Raw genomic sequence first — 23,449 nt, forward strand, 5'->3', positions numbered from 1 at the left:
CGACGCTGGGTGTTGATTCGCAAAAAATCGAACAAAATCAAACAAGATGCGCAACGGCTTCTAAAGCGAGCTTATAGCCGTACAATCCCATGCCTGTAATAGTGCCGGTTGCAACAGGACTAATTACGCTAATTTTACGAAAAGCATCGCGCGCAGCAGGATTAGAAATATGCACTTCCATGAGCGGAACTCCAGCATCCAAAACCATGTGAGCAGCGTCCGCGAGCGCGTAACTGTAGTGTGTAAAAGCGGCAGGATTCATAACAACAGGCGTATGAGTATCGGCAGCTTCGTGCATCCAGTGAACCATTTGAGCTTCGTCGTCACTTTGGCGCACTTCTACTTCAAACCCAAGTTCCGCACCCCACTTTTCGCATTTCTCGCGTAAAGTTTCAAAGTTCTCACTACCGTACACGTCCGGCTGACGCACACCTAAACGACCTAAATTCGGTCCGTTTACAACAAGCACTTTTTTTGTATGCTGATTTTCCATTTTTACCTCGCAAGATTAATTATTTTTGCTTATAAACGCGCTCAAAAGCTTCACGAACAGCTTCAATAGGCGGATTGTCTAAATGCATAGGATTAGAAATACCATCCAAAATTACGAAACGTAGCATGTTGCCGCGCGCTTTCTTGTCGCGATGCATAAGGTTAAGCACACACTCAAAAGCAGCATCCGCATCTTTGGCACACTGCCACGAAGTTGGCAATCCAAGCGAATCCAAAAGCGAACGATGATACGCAACGTCTCCCGCATCCAAATATCCTAAAATTTGCGCAAGCTCCGCCGCAAAAACCATGCCAACAGCTACAGCGTTTCCATGACGCCAACGGAAGTGCTCAATCTGCTCAATAGCGTGACCAAGCGTATGCCCGTAGTTCAAAAACTCGCGCAAACCCTGCTCTTTTAAATCGCTCGATACGTGATACGCCTTTACTTTAACTGTGCGTTCAATAAGCTCCACGAGCAGTTCATGAAGTTCGTTATTATTTTCTAAATCATCCCCATTAAATTCACGCAAAAGCCTTGCGTTATTGGCATCGCTAAGAATCTTCAAAATTTCGCCGTCGCGAATAAAACCAGATTTTGCAACCTCGCCCAAGCCTTCAATAAGAATATCGTTTGGAAGAGTTGCAAGCGTAGAAGTATCTGCTAAAACGCCAGCTGGAGTGTAAAAGCTGCCGACTAGATTCTTTCCAGCATCCGTATTAATACCAGTTTTACCGCCCGTAGACGCGTCAACCATCGCAAGAAGCGAAGTAGGGCAGTTTACATAGCGAATTCCACGCATCCAAGTTGCAGCAACAAATCCAGCGACATCCGTTGCTGCTCCTCCGCCTAAACCAACAATTGCATCCGAACGAGTAAAACCAGCTTCTGCCAGGTTAGCCCACAATCCACTTGCAACTTTAATAGTTTTTCCAGCTTCTGCATCCGGAATTAACATGTCGAAAACTTCGTAACCAGATTGGCGCAAAATAGTTCGAGCTTTGTCGCTATGACGCTGAACAGGTTGCGTGTGAACTAACGCCACTTTAACTGGCTTAGTTCCAAGCATTTGCGGCAGAAGTTGCATTGCACCGTCACCAATTCGCACATCGTATGGTTCAATTCCTTCACCTGTTACGTGCACAATACGTTGCATAATCATGCTCCTTAATTTTTCTGCAGCCATATACGGAGTCGAACCTTTTGTTTGCATGTGGATATTCGATACCGCTCTAAAAACAGGGTCTCTCTGCTCAAATAATTCCATCCAACGCTTTTGCGCATCTTCTCCAGAAAACATAGGACGATTATTATTCCAGCTTGCGCGCTCAATAGCCTCTTTAGCATTGACTTGCAAATACACAACGCGACCGCCACAGCGCATATACTCACGCAAAACTTTTTGAGTTTCTTCACGCATAGGCGCACCTCCACCAAGCGAAACTATTCCCTTTGTAGAATCTTCTATAGGTGTATCTCCCAAAATTGCCTCTCGCACTATGCGAGCTTCTATTTTACGAAAAGCATCCTGGCCATATTCCTCGAAATATTGCGGTATTGACATATCAATATCGCACTCGATCATGTCATCTGTATCATAAAAAGGCAGATTCATAAGATGCGCAACTTCGCGGCCAACACGCGTTTTTCCAGCAGCAGGCATGCCAATAATAACAGCTAGCGGAAGTTTAGTGTTGCTCATTTCATATTCTCCGGCCAGGAAGCTACGTAAGACTCCACATTTCGGCGCGTTTCTTGCAAAGAATCTCCGCCGAATTTTTCCAAAGCATACTTAGCTAAAGTAAGCCTTACCATCGCTTCTGCAACTACAGAAGCAGCTGGCACAGCAGTGAAATCGGAGCGCTGATTAATAGCTTGAGCAGCTTCGCCAGTAAGCACATCCACTGTGCGCAAAGCGCGTGGAATAGACGGAATTGGCTTCATTGCAGCGCGCACGCGAATAATTTCGCCGTTCGACATTCCGCCTTCAATTCCTCCAGCTCGATTAGTAAGACGCTTAATTTTCCCATTTTCGTCTGTTACCATTTCGTCGTGCGCGGCCGATCCGGGGCGATCTGCTTCTGCAAAACCGTCACCAATTTCCACGCCTTTAATAGCCTGAATTCCCATAAGCGCGCTCGCGAGAGCCGCATCCAAGCGACGATCCGACTCAACGTATGTGCCAACTCCTGCAGGCATGCCGTAAGCAAGCACTTCCACTACTCCACCGAGCGTATCTGCATTTGCTTTTGCTTCGTCGATGCGAGCCATCATTCGCGCTTGCGCATCTTTGTCAAGAGTGCGAACTGGAGAAGCATCCAAAGCAGCAACATCATCTGGTGTTGGTAAAGCTAAACTTTTGTTAGTGTATTCGCCGCCGATGCCGATAACATGCGCAACTGTGCGCACGCCTAAAGCTTGCTGTAAAAACGCATCAGCAATAGCACCCAAAGCAACGCGCGAAGCTGTTTCCCTAGCGCTCGAACGCTCTAAAACTTCGCGAGCATCATTAAAACCGTACTTGCGCATACCAGTTAAATCCGCATGCCCTGGACGAGGGCGGCTCAAAGGAGCATTTCTGCCAACTTGCTCAACCTCGTGATCCAAAGGATCTGCACTCATTACTTCGGTCCACTTTGGCCACTCTGTATTCGCGATTTCTACAGCAATCGGAGAACCAAGCGTTACGCCGTGGCGAACTCCAGTTAAAAGACGCACTTTGTCTTGCTCAAACTTCATACGCGCGCCACGACCATAACCAAGGCGACGGCGAGCAAGTGCCGAAACTACATCATTGCTAGTAATGTGCACGTCTGCCGGCAAACCTTCAATCATGGCTACTAATGCTTCACCGTGCGACTCCCCTGCCGTTTGCCATCTAAGCATGCCATTTCTCCTTTCTCAAGCAATTTACGCGTCTAAATACTTTACTCTACTAACTACCAAGTATTGAGCAGGTTGTTATTGACAGCAATGCTGCGAGTATCGCAGATATTGCTTCTACTGGTACGAATGGTATTGATGCGTTGATTGGCGAGCAGATTTTGCAGTAAATTTTCCATAGCAAAAGCCAAAGTAAGCCAACTGCTCCAACTAAAGCGAACCAGTAAATTAAGCAGTAAAAGCCGAATAATACCAAGGCTTGCGCAATCATCGACGCGCTCGTAACATCTCCGAAGCCAATAGCATTTTTTGCGGAAATTTTTCGCATACTCCAGTAAATTACAAAAATAATTACGCAAGAAATCCAGCCGAAAATAAGCACGCTAATATTTCTAAACAAAATAACCGAATATATGAGATTCGCAAAAGATTGAAAAATTCCTGCAATAACAACCCAAAGTCTTGGCACTACGCGACTTTTTATGTCTGTTGCGCAAACTGAAATTAAACATGTGAGCGTTGGCAGCACCGATAGTATCGTAATAATTAATTGCTTCATTAAAGCAGATTACGAAAACTTGCGAAACTGTTACAACCTCAAAACATATATGTGGTTAAAAGCTATATTTTAATAGTTTAATTTTGCATCATTCAGTCGTGTGGATATTAGTGTGGTAGAGATTTGAGATTTTTCGCACTGAGCGCGGCGAACGTCAGAGCCGCAGGCTGCTGATTCGCCAAGCGAAGAAGAAAAATCGAAAAATCTCTGCGATAAAACGAGGTTATTAACGATTAAACACGCAGAGTTTTGGGGGATTTCTCTACGAGCACTAAAAGAGGACTGAGAAGCTACATTCTTTAAAGAAAGGCGAACACACTAAACTCTTTTAGCAGCCAGAGCGCACGAAGGACGGGACGTGCGAGGAGAGAAATCCCCCAAAACTCGCGCCACATCAAGGAAAACAAAAACAAGCTTTAGTTTAGTTGCCTTCAGGATTGTTGCGCTTGTACTCGTCGCGGAACTTCAAAAAGTCGTCTTTATTATCCGCAAACTTCGTTTCGCCAGTTTTCAAATTCGTGGTGACGAAGTAAAGCCACGGACCGTCTTGAGGCTTAATAGTGGCAAGAAGAGCGTTGTCTCCAGCAATACCAATAGGCGTAGGAGTCAAACCCTTGTGAATGCGAGTATTGTAAGGATTATTTGGATTATCTAGCATTGATTGCGTAAGCTTTATAGGTTTTACTCCCGCTCCGTAGCCAATTGTAGAGTCCATTCCAAGAGGCATATCTTTTGCCAAACGGTTCAGTATTACGCGAATAACTTTGCCATAATATTCGCGATTATTCACTTCAGCTTCGGCAATAGATGCCATAATTAAGGCTTTTTCTCTATCTTTACCTTTAGGAATTCCAAGAGAATCAAGTTTTTCAATACGCTTTTTTACCATTGCGGAAAGAATAGCATCCGCACTTTTCATAGCTTTTACGTTATAAACTCCAGGCTCTAGCCAGCCTTCAACGCTACCGTTTGCTTCAGCAGGCAGAATTCCTGCGGTGCCATCAGCTAACGCAGCCTTGAATTTATCTAAACTTATTCCAGATAATGTTGAAGCTTTTTGCAAAACGTCTGCTGCGTGATCCCCTGCACGAACTTCAAGGAATCCGCCTGCTTTTGTTTGATCTGAAAGAATATCAACTACATCAATAGCAGCCATATGTTTTTTCAGTGAGTAAACGCCAGGATACAAAATTTTATTATTTGCAGAAACAGCTGAAGTAAAAGCTGATTGAGATTTAACAACATTTGCCTTAACTAATTTGTTGGCAACGCTAATAGCACCCTCGCCGGTGTCAATAGTAAACTCAACCGTTCCAAAGCCTGGGCCTGGCCAATCTGCAACAGACTCGCTATTTTGAGATAATTTCCACGCGCGAACCGCACTGTATCCAAAATATCCAACAACAGCTAATACGAATACGAGCAGAATAGATAAAACGACTTTTGCTCTACGCCTGCGTTTTTTTGCTTCAAGACGAGCTTTAGCACGTTTTCTGGAGCTAACAGTCGAAGACTTGTATTTAGAAGAATTAGATGATTCTGACGACGGCTCGCCATCATGCTCAGTCCACTTTGCATGTTTGTCAAAAAATTCATCAAAATTGTCAGACACGCTATTCTCCTCTTCGCTATTTCTGCTTTTACTCGATTTTCAAAACTACTCTGCATTATTTGCGTCAAGCGCAGACTGCAAAATCAACACTGCCGACTGCTGATCTACCATTGGACGATGCTTTTTAGTAGAAAGATCCGCTTGCAAAAGCTGACGATGAGCACTTACTGTTGTCAAACGCTCATCTTTCCAAACTACTTCTGGCATATAATCCAACGCCCAATCTTTTTCGTCATGCAATATTTGCATGCGTTTTATTAGATTCTTCCCCCAGCGCAGAGCTTTTTTAGCAGATTTTCCTTCAGTGCCATCGAGTTGCAAAGGCAAGCCTATAACAACTTTTTCTACATTGTTATCTTCAATAACTTCAAGCACTTCATCTATAGCATGGAAGGAATCTCCAAACACTTGCACATTACCAATAGGATGCGCAAAGGTGAGACCAGGGTCGGAAAGTGCAAGTCCGACCCTTGCGTCACCTAAATCAATACCTAACCACACCATATTTCGTGTTGCTTTTGGTATAGATTCGTAAATTTTTAAGCTGTAAAACACGCACTAGGCGAGCTTAGCTACTTCTGATTTCGCAGCTTCGAGAGCTTCATCAAGCTTAGAAGCATCTGTACCACCGCCCTGAGCGAAGTCTGGCTTGCCACCACCGCCGCCACCAAGCACCTTGGAAGCAGTACGAACCAAGTCGCCAGCCTTAGCACCAAGACCGCGAGCAGCTTCGTTTGTAGCTACTGCAATCATTGGTCGATCGTCTTCATTAACACCAGCAAGTGCAACAACCACTGGAGCATCTTCACCTAAACGAGCACGAATATCTAGGACTGTCTTGCGCAAAGCATCGAATGAGCCAAAGTTGCCAACATTCTTAAGAGCCAACTTAACTTTTTCGTTACTATTCTTTGCTTCATCAACTAATGTTGGTACAGCTTCATTTAATTGAGCTTCGTAAACAGAAGCAAGCTTACGATCAGAATCCTTCATCTTGTTAAGCAAAGATTCCAAACGTTCAACCAACTCGTCTGGGCGAGCATTAACCATGTCTGCTAATTGCGCAACCAAAGTGTGTTCACGAGCGCCATACTCGTACGCAGCTTCACCACAAAGAGCGTCAATACGGCGAACACCAGAGCCAATAGAAGACTCGGAAAGGATTGTAACCATACCAATCTTTCCGGTGCTCTTAGCGTGAGTGCCACCGCAAAGCTCGCGGCTCCAACCGTCGCCGATTTCAACAACGCGCACAACATCGCCGTACTTTTCGCCGAACAAGTGCATTGCTCCAAGCTTAAAAGCGTCGTCGATTGGCATTTCCTTAGGAACAACCTGCAAATCGTCGCGAATACGCTCGTTTACGCGAGCTTCAACGCGAGAAAGCGCATCCTTATCAACAGCCTTTGGCCACTGGAAGTCGAAGCGCAAGCGGTCTGGATCAACCACGGAACCGCGCTGAGTTGCCTGTGGACCAAGCTCTTCGCGCAAAGCCTTGTGAAGGGTATGCGTAGCAGTGTGGCTTCGAGCCAAAGCAGCTCTACGAACCTGGTCAATATTGGTGTTTACAGGAGCACCAACGCTAAGAGTTCCTTCGGTAAGTCGGCAGCTGTGAACAATCAAATCCTTGATTGGTCGCTGAACATCGTCAACTTCCAAAATCGCGCCGTCATCGGAAATAATCTCGCCCTGGTCAGCAATCTGGCCGCCGCGCTCAGCGTAGAATGGCGTGCGGTCGAGAATAATCTCAACGTTTGCAGGAGCAGTAACGCTTTTAACAGAGCCTTTACCTGCTTCAACAATTGCCAAAACGTTAGAACGGCTGGAGAAGTCAGTGTAGCCAAGGAAGTCAATTGGCTTTTCGAGAGCCTTCTTAATATCGTCGTAAACGCTAACGTCCACATTGTGACGCTTCTTCAAAGCATCAGCGCGAGCGCGACCTTTCTGCTCACTCATAAGCTCTCGGAACTTAGCTTCGTCGACCTTAACACCCTGCTCAGCAGCCATCTCTAGAGTCAACTCAATTGGGAAGCCGTAAGTATCGTGCAAAGTAAACGCGTCTGCGCCGCCAACAATAGGATCATCCTTGTGTTCTTTCTTGGCTTTTTCAACAGCCAAGTCAAGAATAGTAGTACCCTTTTCTAGAGTCCTGCGGAACGCATCTTCCTCACCGTATGCAGCTTCGCTAACCTCGTGGAAAGTGTTATTAAGCTCTGGGTAGCTTGGCTCCATAGCACCCTTAGAAACTGGGAAAAGCGTTGGCAAAACTGGGTCTTGCACGCCAAGCATACGCATTGCGCGAACAGTTCTGCGAAGAAGACGGCGAAGCACGTATCCGCGGCCAACATTGCTTGGACGCACGCCATCGCTCATAATCATCAAAGCGGAACGCACGTGATCTGCTACAACGCGGAAACGAACATCCGCATCAGCGTTGCTGCCATACTTTACACCACTAAGCTTTTCTGCCGCTTCAATAACTGGGTAAACTTCATCGGTTTCGTAAATGTTTTCCTTGCCTTGCATAAGGTAAGCCAAACGCTCCAAACCAGCGCCTGTATCAATATTCTTTTGATCGAGTTCGCCAGCAATATGCAAATCAGTCTTAGATTTGACGTTATCTACCTGGTAATTTTCGAAAACCAAATCCCAAATCTCAATAAAGCGAGATTCGTCAGCAGCCGGACCTCCGTCGCGACCATACTTAGGACCGCGATCCACGTAGATTTCAGAGCATGGGCCGCCAGGACCAGGGCCGCCGGTAGTCCAGAAGTTATCTTCCATGCCGAAAACTTGCATGTGTTCTGGATCAAAGCCCTCGTTCTTCCAAATTGCGCGAGCCTCGTCGTCGTCCGTGTAAGTGGTTACCCAAAGCTTTTCTGGGTCAAAACCGTAGCCGCCCTTATCTTGAGGACTAGTTAAAAGCTCCCAAGCGTAGTGAATAGCTTCCTCTTTGAAATAATCGCCGAACGAGAAGTTACCAACCATCTGGAAGAAGGTGCCGTGACGAGTAGTCTTACCAACTTCGTCAATATCTAGAGTGCGAACGCACTTCTGATTCGAAGCCATACGACGCGAAGGAGGCGTCTGCTCACCAAGCAAGTAAGGAATAAACGGCACCATGCCGGCAATAGTAAACAATGTTGTTGGGTTCGGCGAAATAAGAGAAGCCGAAGGAACAACCATATGACCATTCTTAGCAAAATAGTCAAGATAACGCTTTGCAATTTCTGCTGTGCGCATACGTACGAACTCCTTGTGTAATTTTTAGCAAGACCCACGCAAACCGTCACAAATAACCGTCACAAACAAAAGCCACATGCAACGCTCACACGAAATCGTGCCGCATGACGCACGACGCAATCATGCAAACATTCAATATAGTACTTCAATACTTAACTTAACTTAACTTAACTAAACTTAGCAAAGTAACGAAATTATGAAAAACTCGTTTTTTATTTAAAATTCCCTATTCTTACGATTAGTATAACGAGAATTAAGCTCAGCTTCATGCTCTTTACGGCTAGTATTGAAATCTTTAAACAATCCCATTACTGTGCGCAATGTGATATTTTTCGGTTCCTTATCAAATATAAAACGACTAGCAGAAGACGGCATTTTTGCTTTAACATATGCACGAGCCTTCGTAACTGTAAGAACACCAATTACAATGCCAACAAACATCCAAAATAAACGCTTGAACATTACTCCCCCCTGCTTGCATTCTTAGTTGCATTCTTATCAGAGGATTCTTTTGAAGCGTTACTATTGGCACTATTCTTGTCTGTTGGCACAGTCGGCTTATTGAAGAAAGAAGAAACAGTATCTTTTAGAGCGTAACCGGCAGCTGCAATTTTTACGAGCGGTTTTCCAAGGAAAGCACCATACAAATCAGTAAGAGCACCAATATTCGTAACAGTTGTGCGCGTAGCTCCTGAAACAGCGTTTACATCGTCAAGAGTCTTATTAACTTGCTTAATCGTCGTCACAGACTCGTCAATTGCAGGCATCGCATGCTCACCCGACTCTTTGACAGTTTTCGCAATCTGATCGAACAACTTGCCCAATCTAATTAGCGGATAAATCAAAAAACCCGAAAGCACAGTAAACGCAATCGCGGCAATAAGAGCAGCTATGTCTCCAACGCTCATCGTAACCTCTTTCTGTACCATTTTTGCTTAAGACTTCACCGCGCTGAAAGCTAATACAACAGCAAATCAGACTACAGTTAAAACCATTCGCAATGACTTAAGACTAACGAACGGTAACGACGCATATAACAAAGTTAAACAGTAGAATCTACTCGTTATAGCCTCGAATAGTAATGGCATTATCAATAGGTTTGGTAGTATCAAAATCAAGTCTGGTTACGCTTCCGTTTTGAGGGCGTTCGCTTAAATCGTAGCCTGCAGGCGCAAAACGGTGCATAAGACTTAGCAAAGTGTTGCCATGCGAAATTTGCAAAACATTATCTCCATCGTTAAGCAAAGAATTTGAAGCGATTAACACAAAACCTTCTTCTACGCGAGTCCAATATTCGATATCTGACTCGGCATCGTGGAAAGGATCCGCTTCTTTAAGCATGTCACGAGTGGCTGCAAGCCCAAATTTTTCAACGATTTCGTTATAAGTGTGCGCTTCGTGAGGCGCTCCTGCAGCCCACCAAGCCATTTGCATATCTTGACCTTCAAAATAGCCGTAGCATTGCTCACGAAAATGCATATCGCTTACAAGCTTTGGGCGCGCGTTACCGGCAGCTTCATTTGCATCGAGAATACGTTGTGCTGTGATTTGCGCACGCGTAGTATCCGAACAATAAGCTGCAGCAAAAGTAATATTTTGCAGTTTTTTTGCGGCAGTATCCGCATCTTTCAAACCTTTTTCAGTAAGCGGAGAATTTGACCAGCCTTGCAGTCGATTATAGCGATTAAATAGCGTCTGTCCGTGACGCACTAAATAAAGATGCAGCAACATAACTCCATTATTGCACTACGCGGTACATAAGCGTCAGAAAGTTGCGCGACAACAAACGCCGGAAAAATTACCCGCATTTGGAGCGCCAAGCAACCCCAAACCCTCCAAACGCGAGAAAAGTCGCGCACGTTTGGAGCGCCACGCCAGACCAAAGCTCGCACTATAAGCGCTCGCTTACGAAACTCGCGTTGGAAGTCCACTGGACTTCCAACGCGAGCGAGTTTCCGCTCCGAGTTGCTTTCGCGCGCGCTGTGCTGCGCTCAAGCAGGTCGTCGCGCCAAACGCATTGACCCCTGCCACGCGAATGCGCAACAGGGGTCAAGCGGTATGTCCTTAAGAATTAAATCGGCGAATTAACGAGCGTAGTATTCGACGACGTACTGAATGTTGACTTCAACTGGAATCTGATCGACTTCCGGCTTACGAGTCAAAGTAGCCTTCAAAGAGGCAAGATTCACATCGAGGTAACCAGGAACTGCTGGCAAAACGTCGCGATGAACGCCTTCTGCAGCCATCTGGAATGGAACCATGGTCTGGCTCTTGGCACGAACCTGAATGGTCTGACCTGGCTTCACACGGTAAGATGGGCGATCGACAAGATTGCCATCAACCAAAATATGACGATGTACAACAAACTGACGAGCCTGGGCGGTGGTGCGAGCAAAGCCTGCACGCAAAACCAAAGCATCAAGACGAGTTTCCAAATCGGTGAGCATTGCGTCACCGGTCTGGCCTGCAGTGTGCGTACCCTTCTCGTAAGCAGCACGAAGCTGCTTCTCGGAGATGCCGTACTGAGCGCGAAGACGCTGCTTCTCGCGAAGACGTACTGCGTAATCGGACTCGGTGCGACGACGAGTGCGACCGTGCTCACCTGGAGCATATGGACGCTTCTCGAAGATACGCTGAGCCTTTGGGGTTAAAGCGATGCCGAGGGCGCGAGAAAGACGCACCTGACGGCGAGAACGCTGAATATTAGTCATAGCTAATCCTTTAATTCTGTCGTTATCTGAACGGAACGTGAACCAAGTTTTTAATCGATCGCAAAATCGCTTAAAATTATTCACGCTGAGCCGGCCTCTCCAGTGCTTCTTCGTGCTAACACACGAACGCGCAAGTATTAAAACGTTGAAATAACGCCATAACTACCGCGCGCCGACCCACTGATGGGCTAAGGCTCCAGATGATGCTTACACAAAATAGGCATCGTTTCTGATTCTACACACCACTAAGAATAATTTGCTTGCGATTTAATTGCGCGCATTTGGAGCGATACGCCAGACCAAACCCTCCAAATGCGGGCGCGACGACATGCTTGAGCGCAGCACAGCGCGCGCGAAAGCAACTCGGAGCGGAAACTCGCGTTGGAAGTCCAGTGGACTTCCAACGCGAGTTTCGTAAGCGAGCGCTTATAGCGAGCGTGCGCGCACGTTTGGAGCGATACGCAACAAAACTCACACCCGTAAGAACAAATTAGCGAAGAGATCCGCAATCCATTGTGTATGTGCGATCCGCACAGCGAGCAGCCTCAACATCGTGAGTTACCATGAGCACTGCCACACCATTTTTTGCAGCCTCGCGCAACATTTTCACAACTATGCGAGTATGCTCTACATCCAAATCGCCAGTAGGCTCGTCAAGAATAAGAAGCTTTGGATTGTTTATTAGCGCGCGCACAATCATTACGCGACGCATTTCACCACCCGAAAGCTCATTTGGGTAGCACCACAGTAAATCTTCAATATGCAATTGCTTGCAAAGTTCTAACGCGCGAGTCTCGTTTAAATCTTCGCTTACTTCAGACTTACTTACTTCAGACTTACTTACTTCAGCCTTACTTATTCCAGACTTACTTACTTCACAAGCACTAGCTGCAATTTGCACAGGTAAAAGTATGTTGTCATGCACAGTAAGATTTTGTAAAAGCGTCTGCGATTGCGTCACAAAACCTATATCACATGCGCGCAAACGAGACATTTTTGCATCACTAAAAGTGCGTTCAGAAATCTCTTCGCCGCAAACTTTTACACTTCCATGCGTTGGCTTCAATAACCCAGCAATCAAATTTAGTAAAGTAGATTTTCCGTTACCTGACTTTCCAACGATTGCCACAAAATCGCCGCTATTTAGCGCAAAACTCACGTTATTTACTGCAAAAAATTTGTGTTTTCTGCGCATAAATTCGCGAGTTACACGAGTAAGCTCAACAACAGGTAAAATATCAAACTCATTACTTGGCAGTTTTTGACTCTTATCTTCCATACTTACTCACCTGACCTAAGTGTCAAATACGTTTCACGCATAGCAATACGCAATGTAGTAAGCGCTGAAGCTACAACAACTGCAACAAGCGCAAGTAGCACAGACGCTAACATAAGCACTGCTACTGGTAGAGCAGTCACTTCCAAATACGGAAGCTGCAATTGTTCAGAAATAAGAGAACTGTAAGGGAACAATATAAGACTTGCAGACGCAACACCCAATACTCCGCCAACTAAGCCAAGTATCGTAGATTCTCTAACTACAACACCTAAAAGCATATTTCTTGTTGTGCCAAGTATGCGAAGAGAAGCAAACTCTTTTTTGCGCTCGTTTACAGATGTTGAAAACACTGCAACTAAAACTAGCAATCCAACTAGCCAGCACGCAGCAATTATAAAAGTCAACGTGCGAGTAAAAACACCAAGATTAGCTTGCGTAGTTGCTGTAATTCCGCCCGGAAAAACTATGCCAATGCTTGAAAGACCAGTTGTTTTGCGAATATTTTTTGCAACTTCTTGCGCGCTGTAACCTTTTTGTACTTTTACGAGAACTGCAGAAACTGCTTTTTTAGCATATTCCTTTGGAATAGCGGTATGCCCTACTTTCGTTGAATACTCAACTACTTGCGGCACACTTTCGCGTCGCACAAACACTGAATTATCAATGCTTGTGCCGGTTTTTGCAAGCTGCGCAGCTACAGGCCATTGGTGTCCAAAAAGACGAACAGTATTCATATAAGACACGATTACATTTGCGCCAGCAATCATCTCGCCTTTTTGTAACTTCTGCTTATGTTGAGAATAAATCCAAGGACCTATAACAAAATCAGAATCGGGATCAAAACCAATAATTTGCAATTTTTCAGCGCAACATCCTGCAGAAAGCGAAGAAATATACGTTTGTACACTCGCCTTTTGCACACCCGGAGAGCGTCTTACTAAATTCTCAATATCGTTAGTGAAATAAAAAGTGCTTGAACCACTGTTTGTAAGCAACGCTTCTGCTTTAGTGTGCGTACCTTGAGGGATAACCATAATATCAGCTCCCATGCGTTCTCGCATACTGTTCAAACCGCGTTCAAGATTCATAGAAATCAGCGAGCCGCCGAAAAATATTGCAGACAAGCACGCAGATACAACAATAAGTGCAGCAGTGCGCAATGGCTTGCGTCTAAGATTTTCCAGCGGCAATCGCTTTAGCGTAATAGTGCGCATAATTTTGCTTTATTAAGCTTTTCGAACTATTTGAACTATTAATCTTCTTTATTATCCAAATACACGGAAGCAGCCGCGAACACCAATGCGAGCACAGACAGAACAATCAGCGTTGGGCGCATAACTGATGCACAATGCATCATTGGGCTCTTGCACACGCCAATAAGGAATGTTGTAACAGCAATCATAAGTAAAGCGTTCACAACTACAGCAATATTTAAACCAATGCGAACATTTTCTTTAACAAATAACGCAATAATTCCAAGTACTGCAATAACTAAGCCGATTCCAACAGCTGCACGACCTGTGTAGTAGCATGCCATAGGTTGCATCATCATATGCATTTTGTGCATGCCTCCGGTTGAGCATGGCTTTGCAAACGTCAATGGTGCAATGGCAATAAGCAAGCCGAAAATAATTGCAGGAATTGATGCGAATAATTTGTTTTTCATAATTTATACCTCATTAAATGTATGTTTTTATTTTTTAGTGTCACATTTTCGTTAATGCAACACGCTTCTCAGCGCTCACACCAGCAAACGCCACGTCCTTGTTAAAAATTTATCTTACATTAAAGTGCATAAATAAAAGATTTTACAATTTTTCGATTGGTGCAACTCTAAGCATTAGTCGCTTTACTCCATCGGAGCCGAAATCGACTGTAATAATTGAGTTTCTGCCCTTATCTTGCGTTGCTAACACGGTTCCTAAGCCGTAAGTATCGTGAGTAATTTTGTCGCCAACTTGGAAGTCTTGAATATTTAGATGATTGTCTTTATTCATAACTGCAGAAGTTGAACCAACTTTTGTTGCGCTTGTTGAAGTCGCAGTTTTTGCAGTAACTTTGCGCGTTTTTACTGCACTTGACTTAGACCAATTCGATTTAGAATAAGACGAGCCGTAAGAAGAACCGTAAGACGAGCCGTAAGACTTGCTATAAGACTTTTCGTAAGAGGAGCTGTAAGAACTCGAGCCATACGATTTATTTCTTCCGTAAGACTTAGAGCCATGCGATTTTTCAGAACCGTAAATGCTTCCACCATAAGTTGTTTTTTCACTAAACGCATCGCTATAATCGTCATCCCAGCCGCCAAAATCACTATCAAAATCGCTATCGAAATCATCGCCACGCCTAGACGAAGCGCCCCAACGCTCAACATCAGACTCTCTGCGCTTCCAATCAATCAAATTATCTGGAATCTCATCCAAAAACTGGCTTGGAAGCATATCTTGAGCCTGCCCCCATTGCGCACGAACAGCAGCACGAGTAACATACAAACGCTGCTTAGCTCGAGTAATACCAACATAAGCAAGACGACGCTCCTCGCAAAGCTCACCATCGTCTTCCAAAGCGCGAGAATGCGGAAAAGTTCCCTGCTCCATGCCAGTTAGGAACACAACCGGATACTCCAAGCCCTTAGCCGTGTGAAGCGTCATCAACGTAACTTTACCAGTGTCCTCATTTTCATCCGGCAATTGATCCGAATCAGCCACAAGCGCTGTCGTTTCAAGGAATCCAGCAACACTAGCATCCGGCGTATTCTGCTCATACTCAGCTGCAACCGACTGCAATTGCGACAAATTATCCACGCGAGCGGCATCTTGAGGATCTTCAGAACGTTGCAAATCCTCCAGCAAACCACTGTCGTTCAGTATGCTGTCAATAACTTTAGAAGGTTTCGAGTCATCGTTTTGCATACAAGTAATTAAATTGTGCATAAGCTCGCGGAACTCTTTAAGCTTGGTTGCAGTGCGAGTTGGCATGCCTTCGATTGACTCCAAATGCTCCAAAGCTTGCCAGAAGCTAACTCCTTGTGTTTGAGCGTAAAGCGTTAGCAAAGCCTCCGCACGCGCTCCAAGCCCACGCTTAGGCACATTCAAAATTCGGCGCATATTCACATCGTCATCTGGGTTTGCCATAGATTGCAAGTATGCGAGCGCATCTTTTACTTCGCGACGCTCGTAAAACTTCGTGCCGCCAACAAGTTGATACGGAAGACCTGCTTTAACGAGCGCATCTTCCAGCGAACGAGACTGTGCATTAGCGCGATACATAATCGCCATATCCGAATAAGCAACGCCCTCTTCACCTGCTAATCGCGCTATTTCTTGCGCAACCCAAGCTGCTTCCTGTTGAGCACTGTCTGCTGCATAACCAGTAATTGGAGTGCCCTTACCTAATGCCGTCCACAATTTTTTAGGCTTTCGTCCTTGATTATGCGAAATAACTGCATTTGCAGCATCCAAAATAGTTTGCGTAGAGCGATAATTTTGCTCAAGCATAATAGTTGTAGCGTTTGGGAAATCTTTTTCAAAGTCTTGAATATTGCGAATATCTGCTCCGCGGAAAGCGTAAATCGACTGGTCGGAGTCGCCTACAACTGTGATTGATGCAGGAGTGTTATTTTGCTGAGATGGATTTGCACTATTTTGCTTTACATCCACTCCAGCAAGCTCGCGAATAAGCTCGTATTGAGCGTGATTCGTATCCTGATACTCGTCTATAAGAATATAGCGGAACTTACGTCGGTAATATTGCGCAGCTTCTGGTACTTCGCGCATGAGTTGCACAGTTCGCATAATTAAATCGTCAAAATCAACCGCATTTGCTTGAGATAAACGATGCTGATATTCCGCATAAATAGTTGCGTAGACAGCTTCAGAATTGCCAGCGTGCGCAATTTGTTGACCTGCAACACCAGGCTTGTAATCGTTAGCATACATGTCTAGTTGCTCACGCCAAGTGATTAAACTATTTTTGCAATCCGAAATCTTGCCCAAAATGCTGCGTGGCGTAAAACGCTTAATATCAACGTTAAGCTCTGTTGCAATAATTTTTACTAATCGCTCGCAATCGGAAGTATCGTAAATAGAAAAGCCTGATTTTAAGCCAATATACTGTCCTGATCTGCGAAGTATTTTCACACATGCAGAGTGGAACGTCGAAACCCACATAGTATTTGCTTCGCTACCAATAAGTTTGCTTAAACGTTCACGCATTTCGGCAGCTGCTTTGTTTGTAAAAGTGATGGCAAGAATTTGGCTTGGCCAGGCACCTTTTTGGCTTAATATCCAAGCTATTCTTCGCGTAAGAACTCGCGTTTTGCCGCTTCCAGCTCCTGCTCCAATAAGCAGTGCCGGTCCGTCGTATTGGACTGCTTGAGATTGTTGCGGATTTAAGCCGTCGAGTAGTTTTTGCGCGTCAACTGCAACTCTAGAATGTGCGGAATTTTGAGAATATTCTTGAGATTCTTGAGGAAGCAGTTCTTGTTGGGCAAGAGCTTCTTGTTGGGAAGGCACTGATTCTTGAGGAGACACTGATTCTTGATCAGACGCATATTCTTGCTGCGTAAAATCAGGCTCTTTAGCATAAGCGTCAGCATACTCGTCGTAACTGTAGTTGGCATAATCATTCACATCCGCAACATTCTCGTAAAAACTATCGTCAGAATCGAACGAATCAACTGGATTCCCCAACAAATCACTTACATATCCGTAATCGCTATCTTTTGCACTCATATTTGCATTCATACTTGCGCCCATACTTACGCTCATACTTGTACTCCATTAATTCCGCCAATTACCTACGTTTTAGCTTCAGCAATAAAACGCCCCCACGTTTTAATTGCGCACGTATTTAATCAGGTTTACCACATGCTGCAGTCGTTTTTACTCGTATTGTGTCACGAACTTGGGTATGCTTGAGCGTACTGCAATGTAATTGTTCGTAAGAAGGGGCGCATCGTGCAAGAACTGGAAGAACGCATTCTCCAAGATGGTATCGTAAAACCAGGCAATGTATTAAAAGTAGACGCTTTTTTGAACCACCAGTGCGATGTGAATTTATTTGATCATATGGGAGCCGCTTGGGCTGAGCATTTCCGCGACGCAAATATTACTAAGATTCTTACGATTGAGGCTTCTGGTATTGGAATCGCATGTGTTGCAGCACGCCATTTTGGTGGAGTTCCTGTGGTTTTTGCAAAGAAAGCTCAGTCGATTAATCTCGATGGCGACCAATACGTATCTACGGTATTTTCTTTTACAAAGCAGCGCGAGTTTCCGGTGATTGTGTCACGTAAGTATTTAAGTGCGGAAGATCGCGTGCTTATTTTGGATGATTTTTTGGCGAACGGCAAAGCTTTGCAAGGATTAATCGACATTTGCAATCATGCTGGAGCTAGCGTTGCAGGCATTGGAATCGCTATCGAAAAGGGCTTCCAAGGTGGTGGAGATGCGCTTCGTGAAGCCGGATATGACTTGGATTCGCTGGCAATTGTTGATGCGATGGATCCTGTTGACGGCTCGATTTCGTTCCGTAAGTAGCGCTCCGACCTGCTTTCGCGCTTAGAGCGTAGCGCGCGAAAGTAACTCGGAGCGGAAACTCGCTAAAGTTGGAAGTCCAGTGGACTTCCAACGCGAGTTTCGTAGCGAGCTTATTCCTCACGGCTATTGGTAGCCGTTCGGCTGATTTGGCATGTGAAGCACACCGTGCTTCACAATTGAGCCAAATCACGCTTTGAAGGAGCTTGAAATCCCAATGATTTCAAGCTCGGTCAAAGCGCTGCGCGAGCGTCCTTCGCTCAGTGCGAAAAATCTCAAATCTCTACCACACTGGTATTCGTGCAACTAAAGTCACGAAATTAAGCTGCGGTTTGGTGTGTGATATGTATGCCCGGTGTGGTGTGTGCAGCAGCATTAATGATAGCGTTCGCTAATCAACAAGTAATCACTTTTCACAAAAACATAAACTCACTGAAGTAAGTCTAATTGTGAAGGAAACGAGAAAAATTTTTCGCAAATGGTAATTTTGTCGAAAAATACGATAAAGTAGTCCGGTTGGTATACTTCAACACGTATTGCAACAAACAATTGATTAGGTGGCTAAACATATGACTGAAGTGGTGATTGCAAGCGCTGTACGTACGCCTATTGGCAAATTCGGCGGCAGCTTATCTTCGCTTTCCTCAGTTGATTTAGGAACAATCGCAGCAAAAGCAGCAATAGAACGCGCTGGAATTAGCTCACACGACGTGGATCAAGCTATTTTTGGAAACGTATTACAAGCAGGCAGCGGACAAAACGTTGCTCGCCAAATTGCGTTAAAAGCAGGATTAGATACTTCTAGCTGCGCAATGACAATTAACGAAGTATGCGGATCCGGCTTAAAAGCAGTGCGCTTAGCACAATCCGCAATCGTTATGGGAGATGCGCAAGTTGTTGTTGCAGGCGGCACTGAAAGCATGAGCAACGTACCGTTTTACGCAACTAATTCGCGATTTAGCGGACACAAATACGGGAATTTTGCGCTTATTGACGGTTTGCAACGAGACGGTTTAAACGATGCTTTTACTGGCGACGCAATGGGCGTTACTGCAGAAAATGTTGCAGCAAAATTTGGTATCACTCGCGAAGCACAAGATATTTTTGCACTTAAATCTCACCAAAAAGCTGTTGCCGCTATTAAAAGAGGCGATTTTGCTTCTGAAATTGTGCCAGTAACGCTTGCAAACGGAACTGTTATAACTCGCGACGAGCATCCTCGCGAAGATACGTCTTTAGAGCAGTTGTCGAAATTGCGCACGCTTTTTAAAGCGTCGGAAGAAACTGCGGACGCAACTTGCGAAGTTGGCGAGAACGAAGTTTGCAAGCACGAATCGACTGTAACTGCAGGAAACGCAAGCGGAATTAACGACGGAGCTGCAGCTCTAGTGCTTATGAGCAAAGATTACGCGCAAGCGTACGGAATTGAATATCTTGCGCAAATTGTGGGATTCGCAGAAGGCGGAATCGACCCAGATTTAATGGGATACGCTCCAAAACATGTGATGGAACGCATGCTAAATGCGACCGGTAGCAACGTTGACAACATTGATTTATTCGAAATAAACGAAGCGTTTGCAGCGCAAAGCATTGCCGTTGCGGAGCAACTTCATATTGACGAGTCAAAACTCAACGTACGCGGTGGAGCAATTGCACTCGGACATCCGCTTGGCGCTAGCGGAGCGAGGATTTTGACGACGCTTATATACGCTTTGCGAGATAGCAATAAGTTAAATGGAGTTGCTGCGCTGTGCGTCGGCGGCGGAATCGGCGTTTCTATGCAAATTAGAATGCGAAACAATCAAGTCAGAATGTAAAACAATAAAGTCAGAATGCAAAGCGATCAGAAGCATTCGTAGTCTACAAATCATGAGGTTATTTCGATGGCTGCTTTTCGTGAATTAAGCGTGGAAAATCGCATAAAAACCTTGCAAAATGAGGGCGCAATTAACGATACTGAGGCAGCATTTTTGCTTAAACAGTTTGCGGAAAGTTCCGATACTACAATTTCTGCAGACGTTGCAAATCATATGATTGAGCATCAAATTGGAAAGTATACGCTGCCGGTTGGCGTTGTGCGTGGGCTGATTGTGAACGGCGAAGTGTGTGACGTGCTGGTTGCAACTGAGGAGCCATCCGTGATTGCAGCTGCGTGCAATGGGGCGCGAATTGCTGCAGCGACTGACGTTGGATACGGAATTATTGCGCGCTCCCCACAATACGTGACTACAGCACAAATAGCTTTTGAGGACGCAGACGGAAGCGTGGCGGCGCGCTTGAGCAGAATCGTTGAAGATAAAGAAAAGGTTGCAGAACTGTTGCGCATTGCAAACGCGTCACACCCATCAATAAGTAAAAGGGGTGGCGGCGCGCGAAAATGCCGCGCTTCAGCTTTGCACGGCTTCGCAAAGCTCGAGATTGACGTAGACACATGCGACGCAATGGGCGCAAACACAGTGAACACTATGGGCGAAGCCGTCAAAGCCCAGCTGGAAAGCTGGCTCGGCGTGCAGGCGCTAGTTGCAATACTCACGAACACCAGCCGCGTTGCCAGCACAGCAGAAGTGCATATACCGGTTGAAGCACTAGCATCCAGGCGGCTGGAAGACTCTGAACGAGAGCGCGAGGGAAAGTGCCTTGCGCGCCGAATCGCGGCATTGAGCGCGCTTGCCGCCAGCGACCCTGCACGCGCCGCCACGCACAACAAAGGAATCCTAAACGGAATCGCAGGAGCCGCGCTCGCGTCCGGGAATGATACGCGAGCACTAGAATCGGCAGCACACGCGTGGGCGGCGCGCTCCGGTCGCTACCTACCACTGTCAAAGTGGAACACCGAAACTTTAAACGGAAAAACCATACTCCACGGCAGGATTGAAATTCCGCTACAGATCGGCATTGTCGGCGGCTCAATCTCATCGCTTCCAATGGCAAAACTCGCGATCAAAATCGGCAAATACAAAAACGCAAACGACTTTAGAAATACGCTTGCCGCGCTCGGTTTGGTGCAAAATCTTGCGGCTCTTCGCGCACTAGCAGGCCCTGGAATTCAAGCAGGTCACATGGCATTGCAGTCTTCAAACCTGGCAATTGCAGCAGGTGCCAAAGGTGCGGAAATCGCAGAAATCACGCATAATATTTTGCAACTTAGCCCTGCAGAAAGAACTACAGAAAAAGTTACGCAATTACTTCAAAAGTTACGAGAATCAAGTAAAAATTAAGAAAATTTAAGGGTTTAGGACAAATGAGCACACAAAATATCAAAATATCAGCAACCGCAGCAGCCAACACAACCACAACCTCCGCAACCACTCCCCTTACCGTCGGCATTGACCGCATCTCCTTCGCAACGCCGCACTATTACCTAAACCTCGAAGAATTGGCGGAACACCGCGGAATCGACCCTAACAAATTCACAATCGGAATCGGTCAAAGCGAACAATCCGTGCCACCAAATCACCAAGACATCGTCACTCTCGCCGCGCAAGCCGCATTCCCACTACTACCATACATCGATAGCAATCGCCTCAAAATGCTCATCGTCGGCACAGAAAGCGGAGTCGACGCAAGTAAATCCAGCGCGCTATACGTTCAAAATCTGCTAAAACTCACGCCGTGGGTGCGCTCTATTGAAGTAAAAGAGGCTTGCTACGGCGGAACGGCAGCTTTGATGATGGCATGCGATTACGTGCGCGCGCACGCAGAAAAAAATCCGCAAGTGCTTGTTATTGCAGCCGATATTGCGCGCTACGGGCTTGCTACCCCTGGCGAAGTTACGCAAGGCGCTGGGGCTGTGGCAATGCTTGTGAGCGCGAATCCGCACGTGCTTAAAATTAACGACGACAGCGTTGTAAAATCCGCGGATATTCAGGACTTTTGGCGACCTGTTTACCAAGACACCGCTCTTGCTCGCGGCAAGTTTTCAACCGAGCAATACATACAATTTTTCTGCGAAGTTTGGCAAAAGTATTGCGCGCAAAACGATTGCAATTTCAGCGATTTCGCCGGATTGTGCTTCCATTTGCCATATACGAAAATGGGTTTGAAAGCACTTAAGGCTGCGATGGATTCTTGCGCAAATTCTTGCTCTGATTCTTGCGATAATAGCAACCTAAGCGAGTCGTCGCGCAATCGCTTACTTTCGCGCTACGAAACCAGCACGAAGTACAGCCGTCGTGTAGGCAACATCTATACGGGTTCCCTGTATTTGGGATTGCTGTCTTTACTTGAGTTAGACGAATTTACTTGCGAAAATAGTGATCTTACTGCACTTAAAAGCGGCGATAAGATTGGACTATTTTCTTATGGTTCCGGCGCTGTTGGTGAATTTTTCAGCGGCACGATTGCGCCAGGATTTAGAGATGCGCTGTTTGCGCGCGAGCATGCGGATATGCTTGATTCGCGCGTGCATTTAAGCGTTGCTGATTACGAGGAGATGTTTGAAAGCGTTGCGCCTTACGCTCCGGAAGATTTCGAAAGCAGCACGTCTTGCCGCGAAGGTGCAAGCTTCTTCCTGGACGACATCACATCACAAGAGCGTCACTACTCCGCGCGCTAAAATCGAGCGAGCGCACGTTTCGATCGGATTCTCGCTCGCAAACGACCCTTCCTTTACACGACTGCAAACTTTCCGCCACCTTCACGCCCTTTCCCGTCAATCGAGACGAAGACAGACCGAGCTTTCACTGAAAGTACAGTGCACTTTCAGTCCTGAGAAAGCTCGGCAGAATAAAAAAGCTTCAAGCGCGAAATGCAGCAACACAAACCTAACACACTACGTTAAACACACTAGCCCACACTTTCTGCGTCTTTATTGACGCAGAAAGACCTCGCTTGCGTTGGAAGCACACTGTGCTTCCAACCCTGAGCAAGCTCAGCGAATTAAAAAAGCCTAAAGCAATTTCACATGCATTAGGCTTAGTTAATTCGCGGATGAGGCGAGATTCGAACTCGCGGTAGGTTTCCCTACAACGGTTTTCAAGACCGTCTCCTTAGACCGCTCGGACACCCATCCATTTGCGCACAAAAGCAATCAAATTGCCGCTTTCAACGCACAAGTGGTAAGCATATCATCACGTATAGAACACAACACCCAGATTCAAAAAGCTTATCAACTAAAAAATAAAGCCCAGGCA

The 23,449-nt window shown here is 45.8% G+C and carries 19 protein-coding genes and 1 tRNA gene; 4 read left to right on the forward strand and 16 right to left on the reverse strand.

All coding sequences use genetic code 11. From position 1 onward, the window contains the following. Window positions 1-37 precede the first annotated feature (37 nt). The 15 genes from aroQ to HXT59_RS00175 all read right to left on the reverse strand — a co-directional run bounded on the left by aroQ (window position 38) and on the right by HXT59_RS00175 (window position 17,549). Entirely contained in the window at window positions 38-493 is a 456-nt protein-coding gene (gene aroQ, locus HXT59_RS00105; RefSeq protein WP_076002657.1) for a type II 3-dehydroquinate dehydratase, read from the reverse strand. 19 nt (window positions 494-512) lie between these two features. Next, on the reverse strand, window positions 513-2,195 hold the full coding sequence (locus HXT59_RS00110; protein ID WP_004110702.1) for a bifunctional shikimate kinase/3-dehydroquinate synthase: 1,683 nt from the start codon (window positions 2,193-2,195) through the stop codon (window positions 513-515). Continuing rightward, a complete protein-coding gene (gene aroC, locus HXT59_RS00115; protein WP_415685074.1) occupies window positions 2,192-3,379 on the reverse strand; it encodes a chorismate synthase in 1,188 nt (395 codons plus the stop codon). The genes HXT59_RS00110 and aroC overlap by 4 nt, the downstream gene beginning before the upstream one ends. 49 nt (window positions 3,380-3,428) lie before the next feature. Beyond that, window positions 3,429-3,845 carry a peptidase A24 gene (locus HXT59_RS00120; RefSeq protein ID WP_080551028.1) on the reverse strand — a complete coding sequence of 139 codons (417 nt, stop codon included), beginning with the start codon at window positions 3,843-3,845 and terminating at the stop codon, window positions 3,429-3,431. Between the two features lie 511 nt (window positions 3,846-4,356). Next, window positions 4,357-5,547 (reverse strand): endolytic transglycosylase MltG, encoded by a 1,191-nt coding sequence (gene mltG, locus HXT59_RS00125; RefSeq protein ID WP_004110342.1) that lies wholly within the window; start codon window positions 5,545-5,547, stop codon window positions 4,357-4,359. Window positions 5,548-5,592: 45 nt separating this feature from the next. Next, window positions 5,593-6,051 (reverse strand): Holliday junction resolvase RuvX, encoded by a 459-nt coding sequence (gene ruvX, locus HXT59_RS00130; RefSeq protein ID WP_004110340.1) that lies wholly within the window; start codon window positions 6,049-6,051, stop codon window positions 5,593-5,595. A 54-nt stretch (window positions 6,052-6,105) separates the two neighbouring features. Further along, window positions 6,106-8,790 (reverse strand): alanine--tRNA ligase, encoded by a 2,685-nt coding sequence (gene alaS, locus HXT59_RS00135; protein ID WP_421783876.1) that lies wholly within the window; start codon window positions 8,788-8,790, stop codon window positions 6,106-6,108. 216 nt (window positions 8,791-9,006) lie between these two features. Further along, window positions 9,007-9,252: a hypothetical protein gene (locus HXT59_RS00140; protein ID WP_033888587.1), complete on the reverse strand. Its 246-nt coding sequence runs from the start codon at window positions 9,250-9,252 to the stop codon at window positions 9,007-9,009. Further along, window positions 9,252-9,698: a DUF948 domain-containing protein gene (locus tag HXT59_RS00145; protein ID WP_004110334.1), complete on the reverse strand. Its 447-nt coding sequence runs from the start codon at window positions 9,696-9,698 to the stop codon at window positions 9,252-9,254. The genes HXT59_RS00140 and HXT59_RS00145 overlap by 1 nt, the downstream gene beginning before the upstream one ends. Before the next feature lie 148 nt (window positions 9,699-9,846). Next, entirely contained in the window at window positions 9,847-10,521 is a 675-nt protein-coding gene (locus HXT59_RS00150; protein ID WP_004110332.1) for a histidine phosphatase family protein, read from the reverse strand. A 353-nt stretch (window positions 10,522-10,874) separates the two neighbouring features. Then, window positions 10,875-11,501 carry a 30S ribosomal protein S4 gene (rpsD, locus tag HXT59_RS00155; RefSeq protein WP_004105277.1) on the reverse strand — a complete coding sequence of 209 codons (627 nt, stop codon included), beginning with the start codon at window positions 11,499-11,501 and terminating at the stop codon, window positions 10,875-10,877. Window positions 11,502-11,991: 490 nt separating this feature from the next. Further along, the gene (locus HXT59_RS00160) at window positions 11,992-12,780 is read right to left on the reverse strand and encodes an ABC transporter ATP-binding protein (RefSeq protein WP_421783879.1); all 789 of its coding nucleotides are present in this window, start codon (window positions 12,778-12,780) and stop codon (window positions 11,992-11,994) included. Between the two features lie 2 nt (window positions 12,781-12,782). Continuing rightward, window positions 12,783-13,994 carry an FtsX-like permease family protein gene (locus HXT59_RS00165; RefSeq protein ID WP_116431898.1) on the reverse strand — a complete coding sequence of 404 codons (1,212 nt, stop codon included), beginning with the start codon at window positions 13,992-13,994 and terminating at the stop codon, window positions 12,783-12,785. A gap of 38 nt (window positions 13,995-14,032) precedes the next feature. After that, the gene (locus HXT59_RS00170; RefSeq protein WP_064621548.1) at window positions 14,033-14,446 is read right to left on the reverse strand and encodes a DUF4418 family protein; all 414 of its coding nucleotides are present in this window, start codon (window positions 14,444-14,446) and stop codon (window positions 14,033-14,035) included. 142 nt (window positions 14,447-14,588) lie between these two features. Further along, on the reverse strand, window positions 14,589-17,549 hold the full coding sequence (locus tag HXT59_RS00175) for an ATP-dependent helicase (protein ID WP_421783881.1): 2,961 nt from the start codon (window positions 17,547-17,549) through the stop codon (window positions 14,589-14,591). Between the two features lie 189 nt (window positions 17,550-17,738). Here HXT59_RS00175 and HXT59_RS00180 point away from each other — a divergent pair, with 189 nt between their 5' ends. From HXT59_RS00180 to HXT59_RS00195, 4 genes are all read left to right on the forward strand, one after another. Further along, entirely contained in the window at window positions 17,739-18,320 is a 582-nt protein-coding gene (locus HXT59_RS00180; protein WP_004110321.1) for a xanthine phosphoribosyltransferase, read from the forward strand. Window positions 18,321-18,886: 566 nt separating this feature from the next. Beyond that, the gene (locus HXT59_RS00185; protein ID WP_064621546.1) at window positions 18,887-20,134 is read left to right on the forward strand and encodes an acetyl-CoA C-acyltransferase; all 1,248 of its coding nucleotides are present in this window, start codon (window positions 18,887-18,889) and stop codon (window positions 20,132-20,134) included. 66 nt (window positions 20,135-20,200) lie between these two features. Next, complete coding sequence (locus HXT59_RS00190) at window positions 20,201-21,535, forward strand: hydroxymethylglutaryl-CoA reductase, degradative (protein WP_102703378.1); 1,335 nt, start codon at window positions 20,201-20,203, stop codon at window positions 21,533-21,535. Between the two features lie 23 nt (window positions 21,536-21,558). Continuing rightward, a complete protein-coding gene (locus tag HXT59_RS00195) occupies window positions 21,559-22,872 on the forward strand; it encodes a hydroxymethylglutaryl-CoA synthase (RefSeq protein ID WP_004110316.1) in 1,314 nt (437 codons plus the stop codon). 371 nt (window positions 22,873-23,243) lie between these two features. Here HXT59_RS00195 and HXT59_RS00200 read toward each other — a convergent pair. Continuing rightward, window positions 23,244-23,328, reverse strand: a tRNA-Ser gene (locus tag HXT59_RS00200). Window positions 23,329-23,449 lie beyond the last annotated feature (121 nt).

This window comes from Gardnerella sp. KA01001, from assembly GCF_049244025.1.
Lineage (GTDB): Bacteria > Actinomycetota > Actinomycetes > Actinomycetales > Bifidobacteriaceae > Bifidobacterium > Bifidobacterium swidsinskii.

Excerpts from the sequence above, each read along its gene's own strand:
- HXT59_RS00140 (WP_033888587.1), bottom strand. The coding sequence starts at position 9,252 with ATGTTCAAGCGTTTATTTTGGATGTTTGTTGGCATTGTAATTGGTGTT.
- HXT59_RS00110 (WP_004110702.1), bottom strand. The coding sequence starts at position 2,195 with ATGAGCAACACTAAACTTCCGCTAGCTGTTATTATTGGCATGCCTGCT.
- rpsD (WP_004105277.1), bottom strand. The coding sequence starts at position 11,501 with ATGACTAATATTCAGCGTTCTCGCCGTCAGGTGCGTCTTTCTCGCGCC.
- aroQ (WP_076002657.1), bottom strand. The coding sequence starts at position 493 with ATGGAAAATCAGCATACAAAAAAAGTGCTTGTTGTAAACGGACCGAAT.
- HXT59_RS00145 (WP_004110334.1), bottom strand. The coding sequence starts at position 9,698 with ATGAGCGTTGGAGACATAGCTGCTCTTATTGCCGCGATTGCGTTTACT.
- HXT59_RS00195 (WP_004110316.1), top strand. The coding sequence starts at position 21,559 with ATGAGCACACAAAATATCAAAATATCAGCAACCGCAGCAGCCAACACA.
- alaS (WP_421783876.1), bottom strand. The coding sequence starts at position 8,790 with ATGCGCACAGCAGAAATTGCAAAGCGTTATCTTGACTATTTTGCTAAG.
- aroC (WP_415685074.1), bottom strand. The coding sequence starts at position 3,379 with ATGCTTAGATGGCAAACGGCAGGGGAGTCGCACGGTGAAGCATTAGTA.
- HXT59_RS00185 (WP_064621546.1), top strand. The coding sequence starts at position 18,887 with ATGACTGAAGTGGTGATTGCAAGCGCTGTACGTACGCCTATTGGCAAA.
- HXT59_RS00170 (WP_064621548.1), bottom strand. The coding sequence starts at position 14,446 with ATGAAAAACAAATTATTCGCATCAATTCCTGCAATTATTTTCGGCTTG.
- ruvX (WP_004110340.1), bottom strand. The coding sequence starts at position 6,051 with ATGGTGTGGTTAGGTATTGATTTAGGTGACGCAAGGGTCGGACTTGCA.
- HXT59_RS00160 (WP_421783879.1), bottom strand. The coding sequence starts at position 12,780 with ATGGAAGATAAGAGTCAAAAACTGCCAAGTAATGAGTTTGATATTTTA.
- HXT59_RS00165 (WP_116431898.1), bottom strand. The coding sequence starts at position 13,994 with ATGCGCACTATTACGCTAAAGCGATTGCCGCTGGAAAATCTTAGACGC.
- HXT59_RS00175 (WP_421783881.1), bottom strand. The coding sequence starts at position 17,549 with ATGAGCGTAAGTATGGGCGCAAGTATGAATGCAAATATGAGTGCAAAA.
- HXT59_RS00150 (WP_004110332.1), bottom strand. The coding sequence starts at position 10,521 with ATGTTGCTGCATCTTTATTTAGTGCGTCACGGACAGACGCTATTTAAT.
- HXT59_RS00190 (WP_102703378.1), top strand. The coding sequence starts at position 20,201 with ATGGCTGCTTTTCGTGAATTAAGCGTGGAAAATCGCATAAAAACCTTG.